We start from the raw sequence: 14478 nt of genomic DNA, 5'->3' as shown, positions 1-14478 counted from the left end.
ACCAAGCCGCACGCCCGCGAAGCGAGCGCCACCGAGCTGTTGCCGGGCACCGCAATCGAGCACGAGGAGCGGCAATGAGAAGAATCGGACGTACTCGGGCAATGCTTGTCGTCGCCCTCGTCGCCCTCGTCGCGTGGACGGGACTGTTCGGCGAAGCAGCGTTGGCCTCGGCTGACCCGGCCCCGACATCCCCTTCAGGCGGTTCAGCTCTCGATCACGTCGAGGAGATCAACGCCCGTCAGCTGACTATGTACGTCTACTCGGCTGCGATGGACAAGGTGATTCCGCTCGAGGTGATTCGGCCGGCAGACACAAGTGCGCCCCGGCCGACCCTCTATCTACTCAATGGCGCCGGCGGAGGCGAGGACACGGCGACGTGGCAGACACGGACAGACGTCGTCGACTTCTTCGGCGACAAGAACGTCAACGTCGTCAACCCGATCGGCGGTGCCTACAGCTACTACACCGACTGGGAGAAGCCCGATCCTGTTCTCGGACTGAACAAGTGGACCACCTTTCTCACCCAGGAGTTGCCACCGATCGTCGATGCCACGCTCGGGACTACGGGTACGAATGCCGTTGCCGGATTGTCGATGGCAGGTACCTCGGTTCTGAGCCTGGCCGAGGCGGCGCCATCCGTTTACCGTGCCGTCGGTGCTTTCAGCGGGTGTGCCGAGACGAGTACTCAACCCGGTCAGGACTACGTGAGATTCGTGGTCGGATTCCGCGGCGGCAACGTGGACAACATGTGGGGTCCTCCCGGCGGTCCGGGCTGGGTAGCCAACGATCCTGTGGTCAATGCCGAGAGATTGCGGGGGGTCGACCTCTACATCAGCAATGGATCGGGCCTGCCCGGCCCACACGAGAATCTGGGCGGACCGATGGTCAACGGCGACCTCGGCGTTCTGGCGAACCAGGTGATCGTGGGTGGAGTCATCGAGGCCGGGACGAACCAGTGCACCCAGCGTTTGGCCGAGCGGCTCGACTCCTTGGGCATCCCGGCCACCTATGATTTCCGGGCAACTGGCACTCACTCTTGGGGTTACTGGCAGGACGATCTTCACAACTCGTGGTCGATGATTGCCGCGTCGATCGGTGCGCGTTAGCCGGCGAACCCTGGGGTCGGTGGCTGAGTTGTTTCTCACTCCGGGACACTCTTGCCGAACCTAGCCGACCGAACTGCAGGTCAGCGGCGTTATAGTCGCCTCATGAGTTCAGAAACACTCGCTCCCCTCGACACCGACGTACTTGCGCGCAGGTTTGCGTGCCTGGGTGATCCGACGCGGCTGCGAGTGCTCCGACTTGCTGCCGGCGGTCCGATCGACGTCGACACGATTGCACACGCCGCATCACTCGAGCCGTCGGCGTTGAGTGCCCACCTCGAGGCCTTGATCGAGGTCGGTTTTGTCGAGGCTTCGGTGCGTGAAGGCACTTCGGTTGTCAGTGTTGCCGGAACGGCATACTCCGATCTGATGGCAGCGGCCGCCGTCGTGGCTGCTCGTGGTCCGGTCGAAGACACACTGGGAGTTCTTCCCGATGACGTGGTGGTGCGCCGCATGGAATCCGGCGACTGGGATGCCGTCCGCTCGATCTACCGCGAAGGAATCGACACCGGAACCGCGACGTTCACCACCTCGGTGCCATCCGCCGAGAAGCTCGACGCGCAATGGTTACCCGATCATCGATGGGTGGCCGAGATCGACGGCCGCGTCGAAGGCTGGGCGAGCCTCAGCCCGGTGTCCTCGCGTGATTGCTACCGCGGGGTCGCCGAGAACTCCATCTACATCGGTAGCGGCGCTCGCGGGCGCGGCGTGGGCAAGCTGCTGCTTCGCCGACAGGTGCAAGCCGCCGACGCCAGTGAGATATGGACAGTGCAGTCGTCGATTTTCCCGGAGAACCGGGCAAGCGTCGCCTTGCATCAGGCCGTCGGATTCCGAGTCGTCGGCACTCGGTCGCGTATCGCTCAACTGGGTGGGCGGTGGCGTGACACGTTGTTCCTCGAACGTCGCAGCGAGGACGCTGACATCTGAGAAGAGACGCTCAGCCCTTAGCAGCGCTGACTCCGGCGCGTCGCCCGTAGAAGCTGCCGTCACCGAGGGACGTTCCGGAGGCGTATCCACCGGCGCAGACGCCGGCGGTGCAGCGTCCAGCGGCAAACAAACCCGGGATCGGTTCGCCGGAGACGTGGATGACCTCCGAGTTGATCGACGTGCGCAGACCGCCGAGCGTGAATCCGGCGGTGAAATTGCGAAGATCGAGCGCAGCGACGGGTGAGCCGATCGGCTTGACCCACTCCTTCTTCTTTCCCAATACCGGGTCCTCACCACGGGCGGCGTGGCGGTTGTAGACCTCGACGGTCGACTGGAGGGTGCCTTCCGGCAGACCCATGTCGGATTCGAGTTCCTCGACGGTCTCGGCCACCCACTTGGGCTGGAATCTGAAGAACGGTGTGGAACTGTCGGCGGCGCAGCCCTCTTCGTAGGAAGCTTCGTCGATGATCAGGTAGGCCTGATTCTCGTTGCGCAGCAGCGTCTCCTGGCCGATTCTTCCCGGGTACGTGTCCTCGTTGACGTAGCGCTGGCCGCGTCCGTTGACGAGAATGCCGCGGATCATCAACTGGGGGTCGCCGAAGAATGCGACCTCGGTGGCGTCCATGTGCGCGAGGTCGGCCCCGAGAGCCTGCGCCATCTGGATGGACTTTCCGTCGTGCTCTTCGATAGCCGCACCGGGGCGCCCGATCAGCCGTGGGGCGTACGACTGGATCATCGCTTCGTTGTAGGCGAAGCTTCCCGTCGCCAGTACGACACCCGTGCGTGCTCGAACTGCCACTTCCTTGCCGTACTGCTTGGCGATGATGCCGACCACTCGATCTCCGTCGACGACCAGGCGCTGGACTCGCATGTCGTATTCTGCTCGTACGCCGAGGCTTTCGGCCGTCTCGATCAGTGGCTTCATCAACATGAAACCACCGCCCTTCTCCCCGGTGCGCTTGCCGCTCATCTGTGGAACGTGCCCGCGAGGGGCCGGTGTCGCGATCGTGTTGAACGGTGCCGAGTTCTCGCCGCCGGAATACATGAGTCCGTCGTCGAAGGGTGTTTCCCAGCCGGGTTGGCCGTAGAAACTCTCCTTGAACGGCACACCGTTGTCGACGAGCCAGTTGTAGTGCTCGACGCTGCCTTCGCAGTAGTCGGTGATCTTCTCCTCGTCGGCGCCGGGACCGAGTGCGGCCATCATGAACGATTTCATGTTGGCGGGGGAGTCCTCGAACCCGAGTGCCTGCTGCAACGGGGTCCCGCCGCCCAGATAGATGAATCCGCCTGCCAGCGCCGCAGCGCCGCCCCAGCCGCTCGTGCGCTCGAGCACCAACACGTCGGCGCCCGCTCGCGCGGCCTCGATCGAAGCACTCACTCCGGCAATGCCGTAGCCGGCGACGACGACGTCAGCCTCGAAGTGCCACTGCTCGATGTTTGCGGAGGACTGCGGACGGATTGAGCTGGCCTCGGCCATGGATTCGGATCCTTCGCTCTTCTGGTTGGTTGGTGGGGGAATCGGTGGGTGTGATCGATGCCCTGATGGCAGTATCTCGACCGAAAGTCAGTCGGTGTCCGTTTTCGCGGAATCGGCCGCGGCCTTCTCCTTGGCGCGCGCGGCTTTACGTCTGTCGGCCTTCACGGCGATCAGCGCATTGTTGAGCCCGGTGGCCAGCGGCCAGCCGACGTAGTGGCACAGGAAGATTGCGGCCTCTTCGAACTGCTGCTCGGTCAACTCCTCGTTGTGGAGAGCAGCGTTGATCTGGATCTTCGCCACATCGTTCTGCCCCTGGGCGGTGATGGCACCGATCAGGAGTAGTCGTCGATCACGTACCGACAGTCCCGGTCGCGTCCAGATGTCGGCAAAGAGGTGGTCGGCGGTGACCGCGAAGAAGTCGCCGGGAACGTCGGCGGGAAGCTCCCAGCCGTACACCTCGTTCATCTTCGCGACGCCACGAGCACGGGCCTCGGAGATGCGGCTTTCGTCGGTTCCACCGGCATCGGTCATGTGAGTGGTGTCGGTCATGCGTGCTCCCGAGTAGTAGATGCTGTTGAAGGTTCGGCCGGCCTGACTTCGCTGTCATTCCCGACGCCCAGACCGGCACCGAGTCCGGCGAGCGCAAGGTGCGCGAGCGGCAGGTCGAGATTCAGCCGATCACCGAGGTTGATGGCCAAGGCCAAGTCCTTCTCCCCGAGATTGCGAACATGCCGCAGTATCGAGAACCACGGGTCGTCCTCCGAGACCGGTGCGGTGGTGTCGCGGAGCATGATCGCGCCCGCGCCACCGGTGATCGCATCGGTGTGCCTGACGACCTTTCCGAGCGTGCGGAGATCGAGTCCTGCTGCTTCGGCGAGTCGCGCGGCCTCGGTCGTGGCGGTGAACGAGACGAAGTGAAGAAGGTTGCGTGCGAGCTTCATTCGCGTTCCCGCGCCGACGTCACCGGCGTGAACCACCAGCTCGGCCCAGGATCCGAAGGGCTCGCGGACGGCTTCGAACGCCTCGTCGGAGCCGCCGATCATCACTGCCAGCCTGCCCTGCGCTGCGCCGCCGGCACCGCCACTGATCGGCGCGTCGACCAGCAGAACACCACGCTGTTGACAGATGTCAGCGAGTTCCACCGCCGTGGTGTCCGAGATAGTGGAGTGAATCGCGACGACAGTGCCTGGCTGTGCGGTCGACAGAATCCCGTGCGGCCCGCACACAACCTCGCGTACCTGCGCGTCGTCGAGCACCGTGACGGAGATGATGCTCGCCTGCGCTGCAACGTCGGCGGGCGTCGATGCTGCGCTCGCGCCCGCAGTGGTGAACGGTTCGAGCGCTTCTGCGCGGGCATCACACACCACCAGTCCGCCCGGCCAGTCCAGGAGGCGCTGCGCCATCGGCGCGCCCATGTTGCCTAGGCCGATGTATCCCAGTCTGGTTTTCGAAGCGCTGGCTTTCGGCGCCGATTCCGTCATGACCGGTACACCTGGCCTCCGTCGACGTTGAAGATCTGCCCGGTCACCCAGCCTGCGTCGTCGGAGAGAAGGAACAGGCACATGCCGACGAGATCCTCCGGTGTTCCCATGCGCTGCAACGGGATTCGCTTCACCATGTCCTTGACGATGTTGCCGGGGGTGACGGTTCGAGTCGCCTCCGTGTCGATGGGACCGGGAGCGATGGCGTTGATCCGGATGTTCGACCAGCCGAGTTCGGTCGCGAGTTGTTGTGTCAGGCTGTTGACGCCGGCTTTCGCGAGTCCGTAGTAGTTCGAGTACAGCCAGGCTGCTGTGGAGGACTGGTTGACGATCGAACCGCCCTTCGCTCGCATGTGAGGTACGACCGCCCGGCACACGTGCAGTGCGCCGTCCATGTTGACGCTCATGAACTTTCGGTAGTAGTCCCAGTCCACCGTCAACAGGGAATCGATCTTCATTCCGCCGTAGATGGCAGCGTTGTTCACCAGATGCTCGATGCTGCCGAACTGCTCGATCGTGAAGTCGGCAAGTGCCGCAGTCGACTCCCCGTCGGCGACGTCGACGTCCTTGAACACGGCACTTCCGCCGTCCGCGTTGATCTGCTTGGCGACTGCTTCGCCGAGTTCGCGATTGAGGTCCGCCACGACCACGTTGGCCCCCTCCGCGGCCAGAGCGCGGGCATACGCCTCTCCGATACCCTGCGCTGCTCCGGTGACTATCGCGGTGCGACCGTCGAAACGTCCCATGTCGACCTACTTTCGTGGTGATCATTCTGTGGTGAGGGTGTGGGGTGAGGGTGTGGAATGTCAGGAAGGTGAAGCGACGAGCTTGGTTTCGAGGTATTCCTCGAAACCCGCGAGGCCCATTTCGCGGCCGATCCCTGATTGTTTGTAGCCGCCGAACGGTGCGTCGGCCGAATACCAGACGCCGCCGTTGACGCTCAGCGTTCCGGTTCTGACACCGGCAACGACGTGCGCGACGCGATCGGGATCGGTGCCCCACACCGACCCGGACAGGCCGTAGGGGGAATCGTTGGCAATCCGGATAGCGTCGTCGTCGTTGTCGTACGGAAGGATCACGAGGACGGGCCCGAAAATCTCCTCCTGCGCTACGCGAGACGAGTTGTCCAGCCCGGCAATGAGAGTGGGTTCGACGAAGAAACCCCTCTCGCGATCGTCGGGACGGCCCCCACCCGTCACGATCGTGCCGCCCTCTTCGACCGCGAGGGCGAGGTAGCTCTCCACCCTGGCGCGCTGGCGCGCCGAGATGACCGGGCCACACACCGTTCCGCGCGCGCTGGGGTCGCCGGCTCGGATACCCGCCATCGCGGCAGATGCCGCGGCCAGAGCATCGTCGTACCGAGCGCGCGGCACCAGAAGTCTGGTACTGAGCGCGCATCCCTGACCGGCATGAACGCAGACGGAGAACGCGGCAACCGAGCATGCACCCTTGATGTCCGCATCGTCGAGGACGATGAATGCGGACTTACCCCCGAGTTCGAGGAAGACCTTCTTGAGAGTTTGCGCGGCCGTGGCCATCACTGTGCGTCCGGTGGCGGTGGAACCGGTGAAGGACACGAGATCGACGCGCGGATCGCTGCACAGCTGCGCGCCTAGGGAGTGATCCGTCGACGTCACGACGTTGACTACGCCGGCCGGGATCTCGGTTTCTTCTGCAATCACCTTGGCGACCAGCGCGGCGCACCAGGGCGTGTCCGGCGCGGGTTTGAGAACGACGGTGTTGCCGGCTGCGAGGGCGGGACCGAGCTTGGCGAAATTGATCTGGTGCGGAAAGTTCCACGGTGTGATTGCGCCGACGACGCCGACGGCTTCCTTGAGCAGTCGGCGATGGGTCGGAATCCCCATGGGAGACGCGTGCCCGAGATCTTGTTCCCACGAATAGGTTTCGATCAGATCGGCCCAGTAGCGAAGATCTTCGATCGGGCCTTCGAGTTGCGGACCGCTCGTCAGCATGACCGGTGCGCCGACCTCGGCGACGGTGATCTCACGCAACTCCTCGATGTGGGACTGGAGTGCATCGCACAGTTGGCGCAGGCAGCGAGCGCGAAACCCGTGATCGCGTGCCCATTCGGTGTCGTCGAACGCACGGCGCGCAGCGGCGATGGCCGCGTCCATGTCCGCGGCGGTGCCTTCGGCCGCACGGCCGATCAGTTCCTCGGTCGCCGGGTTGAAAACTTCGAAGGTCCCGCCGGATCCGGGAACCAGTTTTCCGTCGACGAGAAGTGCAGAACTGTCTGCGGGTCGAAGCGTCATAGCGCAAACCCTCTCTTTCTGGACATGTGTCTGGACTCTAGTTCACACTTGTGGTTGAGGCAATGGTTTTTGGGGCATAAGAGATTTCGAGAGCCCAGCGGTCTCGAGAGGGTCTCGGATCTGCTTCGACGAAAAGCGCCTCGTGTCCGGTGCGGCGCCGCTACGGTTCACCGCACATTCACAACCACGTCTTCACATCCACAGGAGAGAGGTCGAAATGAACAGAGTTGACGGAAAAGTGGTGTTGGTGACCGGCGCTGCTCGAGGTCAGGGGCGCAGTCACGCCGTCCGTCTCGCGCGGGAGGGCGCGCACATCATCGCCTTCGATCTGTGCGCAGACATCGCCAGCAACGAATACCCGCTCGCCAGTCCAGCCGATCTGGAGGAAACCGCTCGCCTGGTGAAAGAGGCCGGGCAGCAGGTGGTGACGGCGCGTGTCGACGTCCGTGATCGCGCCGGACTCGAAACAGCACTTGCCGAGGCGGTAGGGCAGTTGGGCGGATTGCATGTCGTCGTGGCGAACGCCGGTATCTGTCCGCTCGGCAAACACGTGTCGACCGCCGGTTTCGTCGACGCCTTCGATGTGAACTTTCTCGGTGTCGTCAATGCAGTGCACGCGTCGATGGAATACCTCGGCGAAGGAGGTTCGATCATCGCGATCGGATCTGTTGCCGGTCTGGTGCCGCAGACCGGATTCAACGGGCAACAGGCGCTCCAGGGTCCGGGTGGCGACGGATACGGCTTGGCCAAGAAGCTGATTCAGGCCTATACCAGTTCGTTGGCGCTGACCCTCGGGCCGAGTTCCATTCGCGTCAACGCGATTCATCCGACCAATGTGAACACCGACATGTTGCAGAGCATGCCGATGTACCGGACGTTCCGTCCCGACCTCGAGAATCCGACGGCCGAGGATGCGGCAGTGACGTTCCCGTTCATGCAGGCGATGCCGACTCCGTGGGTCGAACCCGCGGACATCTCGCATGCGGTCGTGTACCTGTCCTCGGACGAGTCGCGATTCGTCACCGGCCAGCAACTGCGCGTGGACGCTGGTGCCGGGATGAAGATCGGTCTGTAGTAGAACTTTTCGCTTCGTGGCTGCCTGTTCGTGGTGAATTTTCGAAGTTTCCCCATTTCGTTGCCCTGGACAGGACGCTGTAGTAACGTCCAGACACGTGTCCAGCAAACGGGGCGATTCAAGTGGCGGGGGATCGATTGTCTATGAATCCACTCGCAGGCGCCTCACGGGCAAACAGGCGGAAACTGTGGCCAGGCTTGCCGAAGCAACAGTGAAAGTTCTACGTAAACAAGAGTTTTCCGGACTGACTGTCCGTTCGGTTGCGGCCGAAGCGGGTGTAGGAACTGCGACCGCCTACACGTATTTCGCGTCCAAGGAGCATCTGGTCGCAGAGGTCTTCTGGCGAAGACTTCAGAACTCGTCGGCGCCTGATGGCTCGGGGTTGGATCGCACCGCGCACGTGCTGTCTGTACTTCGAAATATCGCGCTGCTTCTCGCGGACGAACCGGAGGTATCGGCCGCCGTGACCAATGCACTGCTCGGATCCGATCCTGAAGTGGAACATCTTCGCGGGCGGATCGGACTCGAGATCCATCAACGACTCGCCTCGGCGTTGGATCCGAATGGCGAACCCGAAGTGTTGGAAGCGCTCGAAATGCTTTATGCCGGGGCGCTTCTGCGGGCAGGGATCGGCTACGGAACCTACGCGCAAATCGCTGGACGCCTCGAGGCCTCAGCTCTACTGATCCTGGAGAAATCATGACAGAAGCTTTGATCGATCCGGTGGTCTTCAATCCGTACGACTACCACTTTCACGACGATCCGTATCCGACGTACAAGCGTCTGCGCGAAGAATCACCCCTGTATCACAATCCGGACGTGGGCTTTTGGGCATTGTCGCGATATGCGGACGTGGTCGACGGATTCAAGGACAACAAGCGTCTGTCGAGCGCAAACGGAGTATCACTCGACCCCGCTGCATACGGTCCACACGCGCATTATGTGATGTCGTTTCTCGCTATGGATGATCCCCGCCATATGCGGTTGCGCCAGTTGGTTTCTCGCGGATTCACACCGCGGCGTGTTGCGGAGCTCGACGGCCGGATACTCGAACTGACGAAGCAACATCTGATACCCGCGCTGGGCGCGGGGGAGTTCGACTGGATTACGGAGGTGGCGGGAAAGCTGCCGATGGACGTCATCTCCGAACTCATGGGTGTCCCCGAACCCGACCGAGCCGAACTGCGGCGCAAGGCGGATCTGGTGGTGCATCGAGAGGCGGGTGTTCTCGACGTGCCGCAACCTGCGGTGGAGGCTTCGATCAGTTTGATGGGCTACTACAAGGAGATGATCGCGCAGCGTCGCCGATCGCGGACGGACGATCTGACCTCGGCCTTGCTCGACGCCGAGATCGACGGAGACAAGCTTTCGGACCAGGAGATCCTCGGATTCATGTTTCTGATGGTCGTGGCCGGAAACGAGACCACGACCAAGCTTCTCGGAAACGCTCTGTACTGGGGTTCGCACCACCGGGAGCAGATCGCACCGGTCCTCGACGATCCCGAACGAGCCTCGGAATGGGTGGAAGAGACTCTTCGCTACGACACGTCGAGTCAGATCGTGGCTCGGACTTCGGTTGTCGACCTCGAATACCACGGGCGCACCATTCCAGCGGGGGAGAAGGTCCTGCTCCTGATCGGATCGGCCAACCGAGACGCCGACGTCTTCGACGATGCCGACAGCTTCCAGATCGGCCGGAGTTCGTCGGGAAAACTCGCGAGTTTCGGTGGTGGCGTGCACTTCTGCCTCGGTGCCCACCTTGCCAAGCTCGAAGCCAAGATCGCCCTGGCGGAGTTCGGGCGTCGGGTCAGCGACTACGAAGTCGTCGAGTCCGGAATCGAGCGTGTTCATTCGACAAATGTCCGGGGCTTTGCGGCCCTGCCGGTGAAAGTGCAGGTGCGCTGATGCCTCGTTTCGAACCCAATCCTGTTCGCCGGCCGGCACTGATCAGTGGTGCGTCGTCGGGAATCGGCACAGCCACCGCGTATGCCCTGGCCGAACTCGGGCATCCGGTTGCACTCGGTGCGCGTCGAGTCGCCGAATGCGAAGCCATCGCCGAGAAGATCCGCAGCAACGGTGGTGAAGCGTTCGCCCACTTCCTCGACGTCACGGACGGTGATTCGGTCGACGGGTTCGTCTCGGCCGCAGAGGCAGTCCACGGCCCCGCGGAAATCGTCGTCTCCGGTGCCGGAGACCTTGAATTCGGGGCTGCGGACGAGATGAATCCTGAGGCGTTTCTACGGCAGATCCAAGTTCACCTCGTCGGTGCGCAGCGATTGGCGCATCGTGTTCTCCCCGGTATGAGGCAACGACAGCGCGGTGACTTCGTACTGATCGGCTCGGATTGTGCCGAGCGCCAGCGTCCACTCATGGGTGCGTACGACGCAGCGAAGGCCGGGCTCGAGGCAATGGGGCGTCAGATGCGAATGGAGCTCGAGGGAACAGGCATTCGCGCGTCGATCGTGCGACCCGGGCCGACACTGACCGGCATGGGGATGGACACGACGCCGGAGATCATCGGACCGGTCGGGGAATCGTGGAGCAAGTGGGGGTTCGCCCGCCATGGTTACTTTCTGCGCGCCTCGGACATCGCCAATGCCATCGTCGCCGTTGTGTCGGCGCCGCGAGGAGCGCACATCGTGCTCGTCGAAGTTCAGCCCGAGGCGCCACTGGACAAACTTCCCACTGCGAACTCACAGGAGACGACATGACGCACGGAGTGCAAGAGACGTCGCGAACACTGCCAGAGCCGCCGCGGGTGTCCGGCGGGGATCTCCCGCACGGGCATCTCGAGGAACTGCGAACCGACCCGATAGCGCTCATGCGCCGGGTGCGTGAGGAATGTGGTGACGTCGGCGCCTTTCAACTTGCCGACCGCACAGTGATCTTGCTGTCCGGAGCCGAGGCAAACGAGTTCTTCTTCCGCTCCACCGACGAGGACCTCGACCAACAAGCGGCTTACCCCTTCATGAAGCCGATATTCGGTGAAGGCGTCGTCTTCGACGCCAGCCCGGAGCGGCGTAAAGAGATGCTGCACAACTCGGCTCTGCGCGGCGAACAGATGCGCGGGCACGCCGCCACGATCGGCCGCGAAGTCGAGGCGATGGTCGCGCAGTGGGGAGACGAAGGCGAGATCGATCTGCTCGACTTCTTCGCCGAGCTGACCATCTACACCTCGTCGGCGTGCCTGATCGGCAAGAAGTTCCGCGACGAACTGGATGATAGCTTCGCCAAGCTGTATCACGAGCTCGAACAGGGAACGGATGCATTGGCTTTCGTGGATCCGTACGCGCCGATCGAGAGTTTCCGCCGCCGCGACGAGGCCCGGTTGGCGTTGGTCGCTCTGGTACAGGACATCATGAACAGGCGCATCGCGAATCCTCCGCAGGGCAAGGATGACCGCGACATGTTGGACGTGTTGGTCTCGGTCAAGGACGAGAACGGCGACCTCCGGTTCAGTGCCGACGAGATCACCGGCATCTTCATCTCGATGATGTTCGCCGGCCACCACACGACTTCCGGCACGGCAGCGTGGTCGTTGATCGAGATGTTGCGGCATCCCGACACCATGACGGACGTCGTCGACGAACTCGACAATCTGTACTCCGACGGCGCCGACATCAGTTTTCATGCCCTGCGCCAGATTCCGGTTCTGGAGGCTGTGGTCAAGGAAACCCTTCGACTGCATCCGCCGTTGATCATCCTGTTGCGTGTGGCACGTGGAGATTTCGAAGTGGGAGGCTTCGAGATCCGAGAGGGCCATCTTGTCGCCGCGACACCCGCGATCTCCAATCGAATCGCCGAGGACTTTCCCCGGCCGGACACCTTCGATCCCGGGAGGTACATCGACCCGAATCAAGAGGACATCGTCAACCGCTGGACGTGGATTCCGTTCGGAGCCGGCCGGCATCGCTGCGTCGGCGCTGCGTTCGCCCAGATGCAGCTCAAAGCGATCTTCTCGATCCTGCTGCGGGACTTCGAGTTCGAGATGGCGCAGCCGTCGGAATCCTACCGAAACGACCACAGCAAGATGGTCGTCCAGTTGCAGCAGCCGTGCGCGGTGAGGTACCGGCGCCGAACACGTCCCGGGCGTGAGGGGTGATCATGCACGTCGAAGTCGACCTCGACCTGTGCCAAGGCCATGCGGCATGCGAGCTGGAGGCACCGGAGATCTTTGTCGTCCCGAAGCGGGGGAAGGTCAGTCTTCTGGACTCCGACCCACCCGAGTCGCTCCGCGGTGAAGCCGAGATGGCGGTCAGGTACTGCCCGACCGGCGCCCTGAGAATTGTCGATTGATTGCAGCGAATTCATGTGCTCGAGGGAGGAAGTTCAGATGACGGGTTTCGACCGCGCAGAGCTCGACGAGATGGTCCAACGCTGGATCGAGGCGAACAAAAAGGCCGAAGCCGCCGGCGATTGGAAACCGTTGGCGGACATGTATACCGAGGACGCCACGTACGGGTGGAACTACGGCCCCAAGCAGGATTTCATGGCGGTGGGGCGCGAGGAGATTCGTGAAGTCGCGCTCGGTCTCGAGATGAAGGGCCTCGAAGGCTGGGAGTATCCGTATCAAGACTTTGTGATCGACGACCGTAGCGGAAACGTGATCGGCTTGTGGAAGCAGATTTCCGATGCCAAGCGTGAGGACGGTAGCAACTACTCCGTCTACGGTATCGGTGGTAGTTGGTTCCGCTACGGCGGGGATTTCCAATGGTCCTGGCAGCGTGACTTCTTCGATTTCGGGAACGTGTCGGCATTGTTCATGGAGATGATCGGCAACAACGCTCTCTCGAAGGGGATGCAGGGGCGGATCCAGCGATCGATCTCGGGCGACCCGCTACCGGGCTGGTATCCGGTGGGCACCGCGCCGGTCCCGCTGTGGTGAGTCCGATGACGGTGCGCGATTCCTTCGAGACACTCTCGCAGCGCGACCTTGCCGTGTTGGTGCCCGAGTTGCTCCTGTGCGGGCAGCTGATCGATCGCTCGGGCATGGCGCATCTGATCGTCGAATTCGGACGCGAGGGTATGGCGCAGGTGGCCGTCGAGGAGTGGGAATCGGCCAGCCCCTGGTACACCCGCCGCATGCAGAAGGCTCTCGGATACGAGGGCGACGACGTCGTGACGATCTTCAAAGGATTACAACTCGACATCGGCGCTCCTCCACAGTTCATGGACTTTCGATACCGGGTCGACGATCCGCTGCACGGTGAATTCTGGCTCGACCATTGCGGAGCACTCATGGACGTCGAGCCGTTGGGCGATGAGTTCGTGACCTCGATGTGTCACGACATCGAGGATCCGACTTTCGATGCAACGGCCATCGCGACCAACCCGCGCGCCCAGATCCGGCCGATTCACCGACCACCGCGCAGGCCCGCCGACCGACATCCGCACTGCGCCTGGACCGTGTCCATCGACCCGTCGCACACGCCTCCCGTGATGACCGCGCACACCGAGCAGATCGGAAGCACCGCCGCGGTGACGGTCGAGCTGAGCCCGATCGATCACGGTGGGGACGGTAGGGCGGACTACTCGGGTCCGTTGTTGTCCGACCTGAGGTTTTCCGACTTCTCGCGATCAGCCTTGGTTCGTATCGCAGAGGAGATCTGCGTGCAGCATCATCTGTTGGCGTTGGGCTTTCTGGCAGCGGTTCGCCGCCGTGCCGACGAAGACAAGGCTCGCGAGATCACGCGAAAGCAATTGACCGGAATCGCGGGAGTTGCGGCACAGCGTATTCGAGATGCGCTCGGGCTTCCTTCGACGCTGGAATCGTTGGCATTGGTCCTGTCCGTGCATCCCTTGCTGAATCCGAAGCAGTATGTGGAGAGCGAGATTCGACAGGACGGCGGTGCTCTGGAGCTGCGGATCTCGCGAGAAGCTCTTGTCGACCGAGACGGCGGTTGGCCGACCTTGCTCGGCAGCGAGCACCTCGATCCTCTCCAAGCTTTGGTCCGCGGCGTGAATCCGCACTTCACCGTGAGAGTGGTGGCCGAAGATGCCGCGGGGCTTCTTCTGGCCGTCGACATCACCGAAGCTCCCGCTCCGGAATGCGTCGAAGTCGCCATCACGAAGGTCAGTACCGGCGCGGCATTCGTATTCGAAGATCGCGGAATCCCCTTGCCTCTCTTCGTCGTCTGACCGG

15 protein-coding genes are annotated in these 14478 nt (G+C 62.7%); 10 read left to right on the top strand and 5 right to left on the bottom strand.

Features of this window, described 5'->3' with window-relative positions; genetic code table 11:
* The first annotated feature begins 74 nt into the window (after window positions 1–74).
* Both AOT96_RS27040 and AOT96_RS27035 read left to right on the top strand, forming a co-directional pair.
* Window positions 75–1106, top strand: coding sequence for an alpha/beta hydrolase (locus tag AOT96_RS27040; RefSeq protein ID WP_065352529.1), 1032 nt, complete (start codon window positions 75–77; stop codon window positions 1104–1106).
* A gap of 102 nt (window positions 1107–1208) precedes the next feature.
* A complete protein-coding gene (locus tag AOT96_RS27035; protein ID WP_003944042.1) occupies window positions 1209–2030 on the top strand; it encodes a helix-turn-helix domain-containing GNAT family N-acetyltransferase in 822 nt (273 codons plus the stop codon).
* Between the two features lie 10 nt (window positions 2031–2040).
* Here the strand turns inward: AOT96_RS27035 and AOT96_RS27030 are convergent, their stop codons facing one another.
* The 5 genes from AOT96_RS27030 to AOT96_RS27010 all read right to left on the bottom strand — a co-directional run bounded on the left by AOT96_RS27030 (window position 2041) and on the right by AOT96_RS27010 (window position 7261).
* Entirely contained in the window at window positions 2041–3507 is a 1467-nt protein-coding gene (locus tag AOT96_RS27030; RefSeq protein ID WP_050656861.1) for an FAD-dependent oxidoreductase, read from the bottom strand.
* A gap of 87 nt (window positions 3508–3594) precedes the next feature.
* Window positions 3595–4056 carry a carboxymuconolactone decarboxylase family protein gene (locus AOT96_RS27025; protein WP_003944075.1) on the bottom strand — a complete coding sequence of 154 codons (462 nt, stop codon included), beginning with the start codon at window positions 4054–4056 and terminating at the stop codon, window positions 3595–3597.
* Window positions 4053–4988 (bottom strand): NAD(P)-dependent oxidoreductase, encoded by a 936-nt coding sequence (locus tag AOT96_RS27020; RefSeq protein WP_065352528.1) that lies wholly within the window; start codon window positions 4986–4988, stop codon window positions 4053–4055. The genes AOT96_RS27025 and AOT96_RS27020 overlap by 4 nt, the downstream gene beginning before the upstream one ends.
* Window positions 4985–5734 carry an SDR family oxidoreductase gene (locus AOT96_RS27015; protein WP_065352527.1) on the bottom strand — a complete coding sequence of 250 codons (750 nt, stop codon included), beginning with the start codon at window positions 5732–5734 and terminating at the stop codon, window positions 4985–4987. Before AOT96_RS27015 ends, AOT96_RS27020 begins: the two co-directional genes overlap by 4 nt.
* 60 nt (window positions 5735–5794) lie before the next feature.
* Window positions 5795–7261 (bottom strand): aldehyde dehydrogenase, encoded by a 1467-nt coding sequence (locus tag AOT96_RS27010; protein WP_065352526.1) that lies wholly within the window; start codon window positions 7259–7261, stop codon window positions 5795–5797.
* Between the two features lie 217 nt (window positions 7262–7478).
* On the opposite strand from AOT96_RS27010, the gene AOT96_RS27005 reads away from it, so the two are divergent.
* The 8 genes from AOT96_RS27005 to AOT96_RS26970 all read left to right on the top strand — a co-directional run bounded on the left by AOT96_RS27005 (window position 7479) and on the right by AOT96_RS26970 (window position 14474).
* On the top strand, window positions 7479–8336 hold the full coding sequence (locus tag AOT96_RS27005) for a mycofactocin-coupled SDR family oxidoreductase (protein WP_065352525.1): 858 nt from the start codon (window positions 7479–7481) through the stop codon (window positions 8334–8336).
* Between the two features lie 136 nt (window positions 8337–8472).
* Window positions 8473–9039, top strand: a complete 567-nt coding sequence (locus tag AOT96_RS27000; protein ID WP_024487471.1) for a TetR/AcrR family transcriptional regulator — start codon at window positions 8473–8475, stop codon at window positions 9037–9039.
* Window positions 9036–10241, top strand: a complete 1206-nt coding sequence (locus tag AOT96_RS26995) for a cytochrome P450 (protein ID WP_003944019.1) — start codon at window positions 9036–9038, stop codon at window positions 10239–10241. The genes AOT96_RS27000 and AOT96_RS26995 overlap by 4 nt, the downstream gene beginning before the upstream one ends.
* Window positions 10241–11047 carry an SDR family oxidoreductase gene (locus AOT96_RS26990; protein ID WP_003944110.1) on the top strand — a complete coding sequence of 269 codons (807 nt, stop codon included), beginning with the start codon at window positions 10241–10243 and terminating at the stop codon, window positions 11045–11047. Before AOT96_RS26995 ends, AOT96_RS26990 begins: the two co-directional genes overlap by 1 nt.
* Entirely contained in the window at window positions 11044–12438 is a 1395-nt protein-coding gene (locus AOT96_RS26985) for a cytochrome P450 (RefSeq protein ID WP_003944094.1), read from the top strand. Before AOT96_RS26990 ends, AOT96_RS26985 begins: the two co-directional genes overlap by 4 nt.
* Window positions 12439–12440: 2 nt before the next feature.
* Window positions 12441–12632: a ferredoxin gene (locus tag AOT96_RS26980; RefSeq protein WP_020907945.1), complete on the top strand. Its 192-nt coding sequence runs from the start codon at window positions 12441–12443 to the stop codon at window positions 12630–12632.
* A 37-nt stretch (window positions 12633–12669) separates the two neighbouring features.
* Window positions 12670–13221, top strand: a complete 552-nt coding sequence (locus AOT96_RS26975; protein ID WP_042450454.1) for a hypothetical protein — start codon at window positions 12670–12672, stop codon at window positions 13219–13221.
* Between the two features lie 5 nt (window positions 13222–13226).
* Complete coding sequence (locus tag AOT96_RS26970) at window positions 13227–14474, top strand: hypothetical protein (RefSeq protein WP_042450548.1); 1248 nt, start codon at window positions 13227–13229, stop codon at window positions 14472–14474.
* The last annotated feature ends 4 nt before the right edge of the window (window positions 14475–14478 follow it).

The sequence above is a fragment of the Rhodococcus sp. 008 genome (genome assembly GCF_001682295.1).
GTDB classification, from domain to species: Bacteria; Actinomycetota; Actinomycetes; order Mycobacteriales; family Mycobacteriaceae; genus Rhodococcus_F; species Rhodococcus_F qingshengii.
Note: the sequence above shows the minus strand (reverse complement) of the source record. Positions and strands in the feature narration are given on the sequence as shown.

Coding starts and splice junctions, on each gene's coding strand:
- AOT96_RS27040 (WP_065352529.1), top strand. CDS start 75: ATGAGAAGAATCGGACGTACTCGGGCAATGCTTGTCGTCGCCCTCGTC.
- AOT96_RS27035 (WP_003944042.1), top strand. CDS start 1,209: ATGAGTTCAGAAACACTCGCTCCCCTCGACACCGACGTACTTGCGCGC.
- AOT96_RS27030 (WP_050656861.1), bottom strand. CDS start 3,507: ATGGCCGAGGCCAGCTCAATCCGTCCGCAGTCCTCCGCAAACATCGAG.
- AOT96_RS27025 (WP_003944075.1), bottom strand. CDS start 4,056: ATGACCGACACCACTCACATGACCGATGCCGGTGGAACCGACGAAAGC.
- AOT96_RS27020 (WP_065352528.1), bottom strand. CDS start 4,988: ATGACGGAATCGGCGCCGAAAGCCAGCGCTTCGAAAACCAGACTGGGA.
- AOT96_RS27015 (WP_065352527.1), bottom strand. CDS start 5,734: ATGGGACGTTTCGACGGTCGCACCGCGATAGTCACCGGAGCAGCGCAG.
- AOT96_RS27010 (WP_065352526.1), bottom strand. CDS start 7,261: ATGACGCTTCGACCCGCAGACAGTTCTGCACTTCTCGTCGACGGAAAA.
- AOT96_RS27005 (WP_065352525.1), top strand. CDS start 7,479: ATGAACAGAGTTGACGGAAAAGTGGTGTTGGTGACCGGCGCTGCTCGA.
- AOT96_RS26995 (WP_003944019.1), top strand. CDS start 9,036: ATGACAGAAGCTTTGATCGATCCGGTGGTCTTCAATCCGTACGACTAC.
- AOT96_RS26990 (WP_003944110.1), top strand. CDS start 10,241: ATGCCTCGTTTCGAACCCAATCCTGTTCGCCGGCCGGCACTGATCAGT.
- AOT96_RS26985 (WP_003944094.1), top strand. CDS start 11,044: ATGACGCACGGAGTGCAAGAGACGTCGCGAACACTGCCAGAGCCGCCG.
- AOT96_RS26980 (WP_020907945.1), top strand. CDS start 12,441: ATGCACGTCGAAGTCGACCTCGACCTGTGCCAAGGCCATGCGGCATGC.
- AOT96_RS26975 (WP_042450454.1), top strand. CDS start 12,670: ATGACGGGTTTCGACCGCGCAGAGCTCGACGAGATGGTCCAACGCTGG.
- AOT96_RS26970 (WP_042450548.1), top strand. CDS start 13,227: ATGACGGTGCGCGATTCCTTCGAGACACTCTCGCAGCGCGACCTTGCC.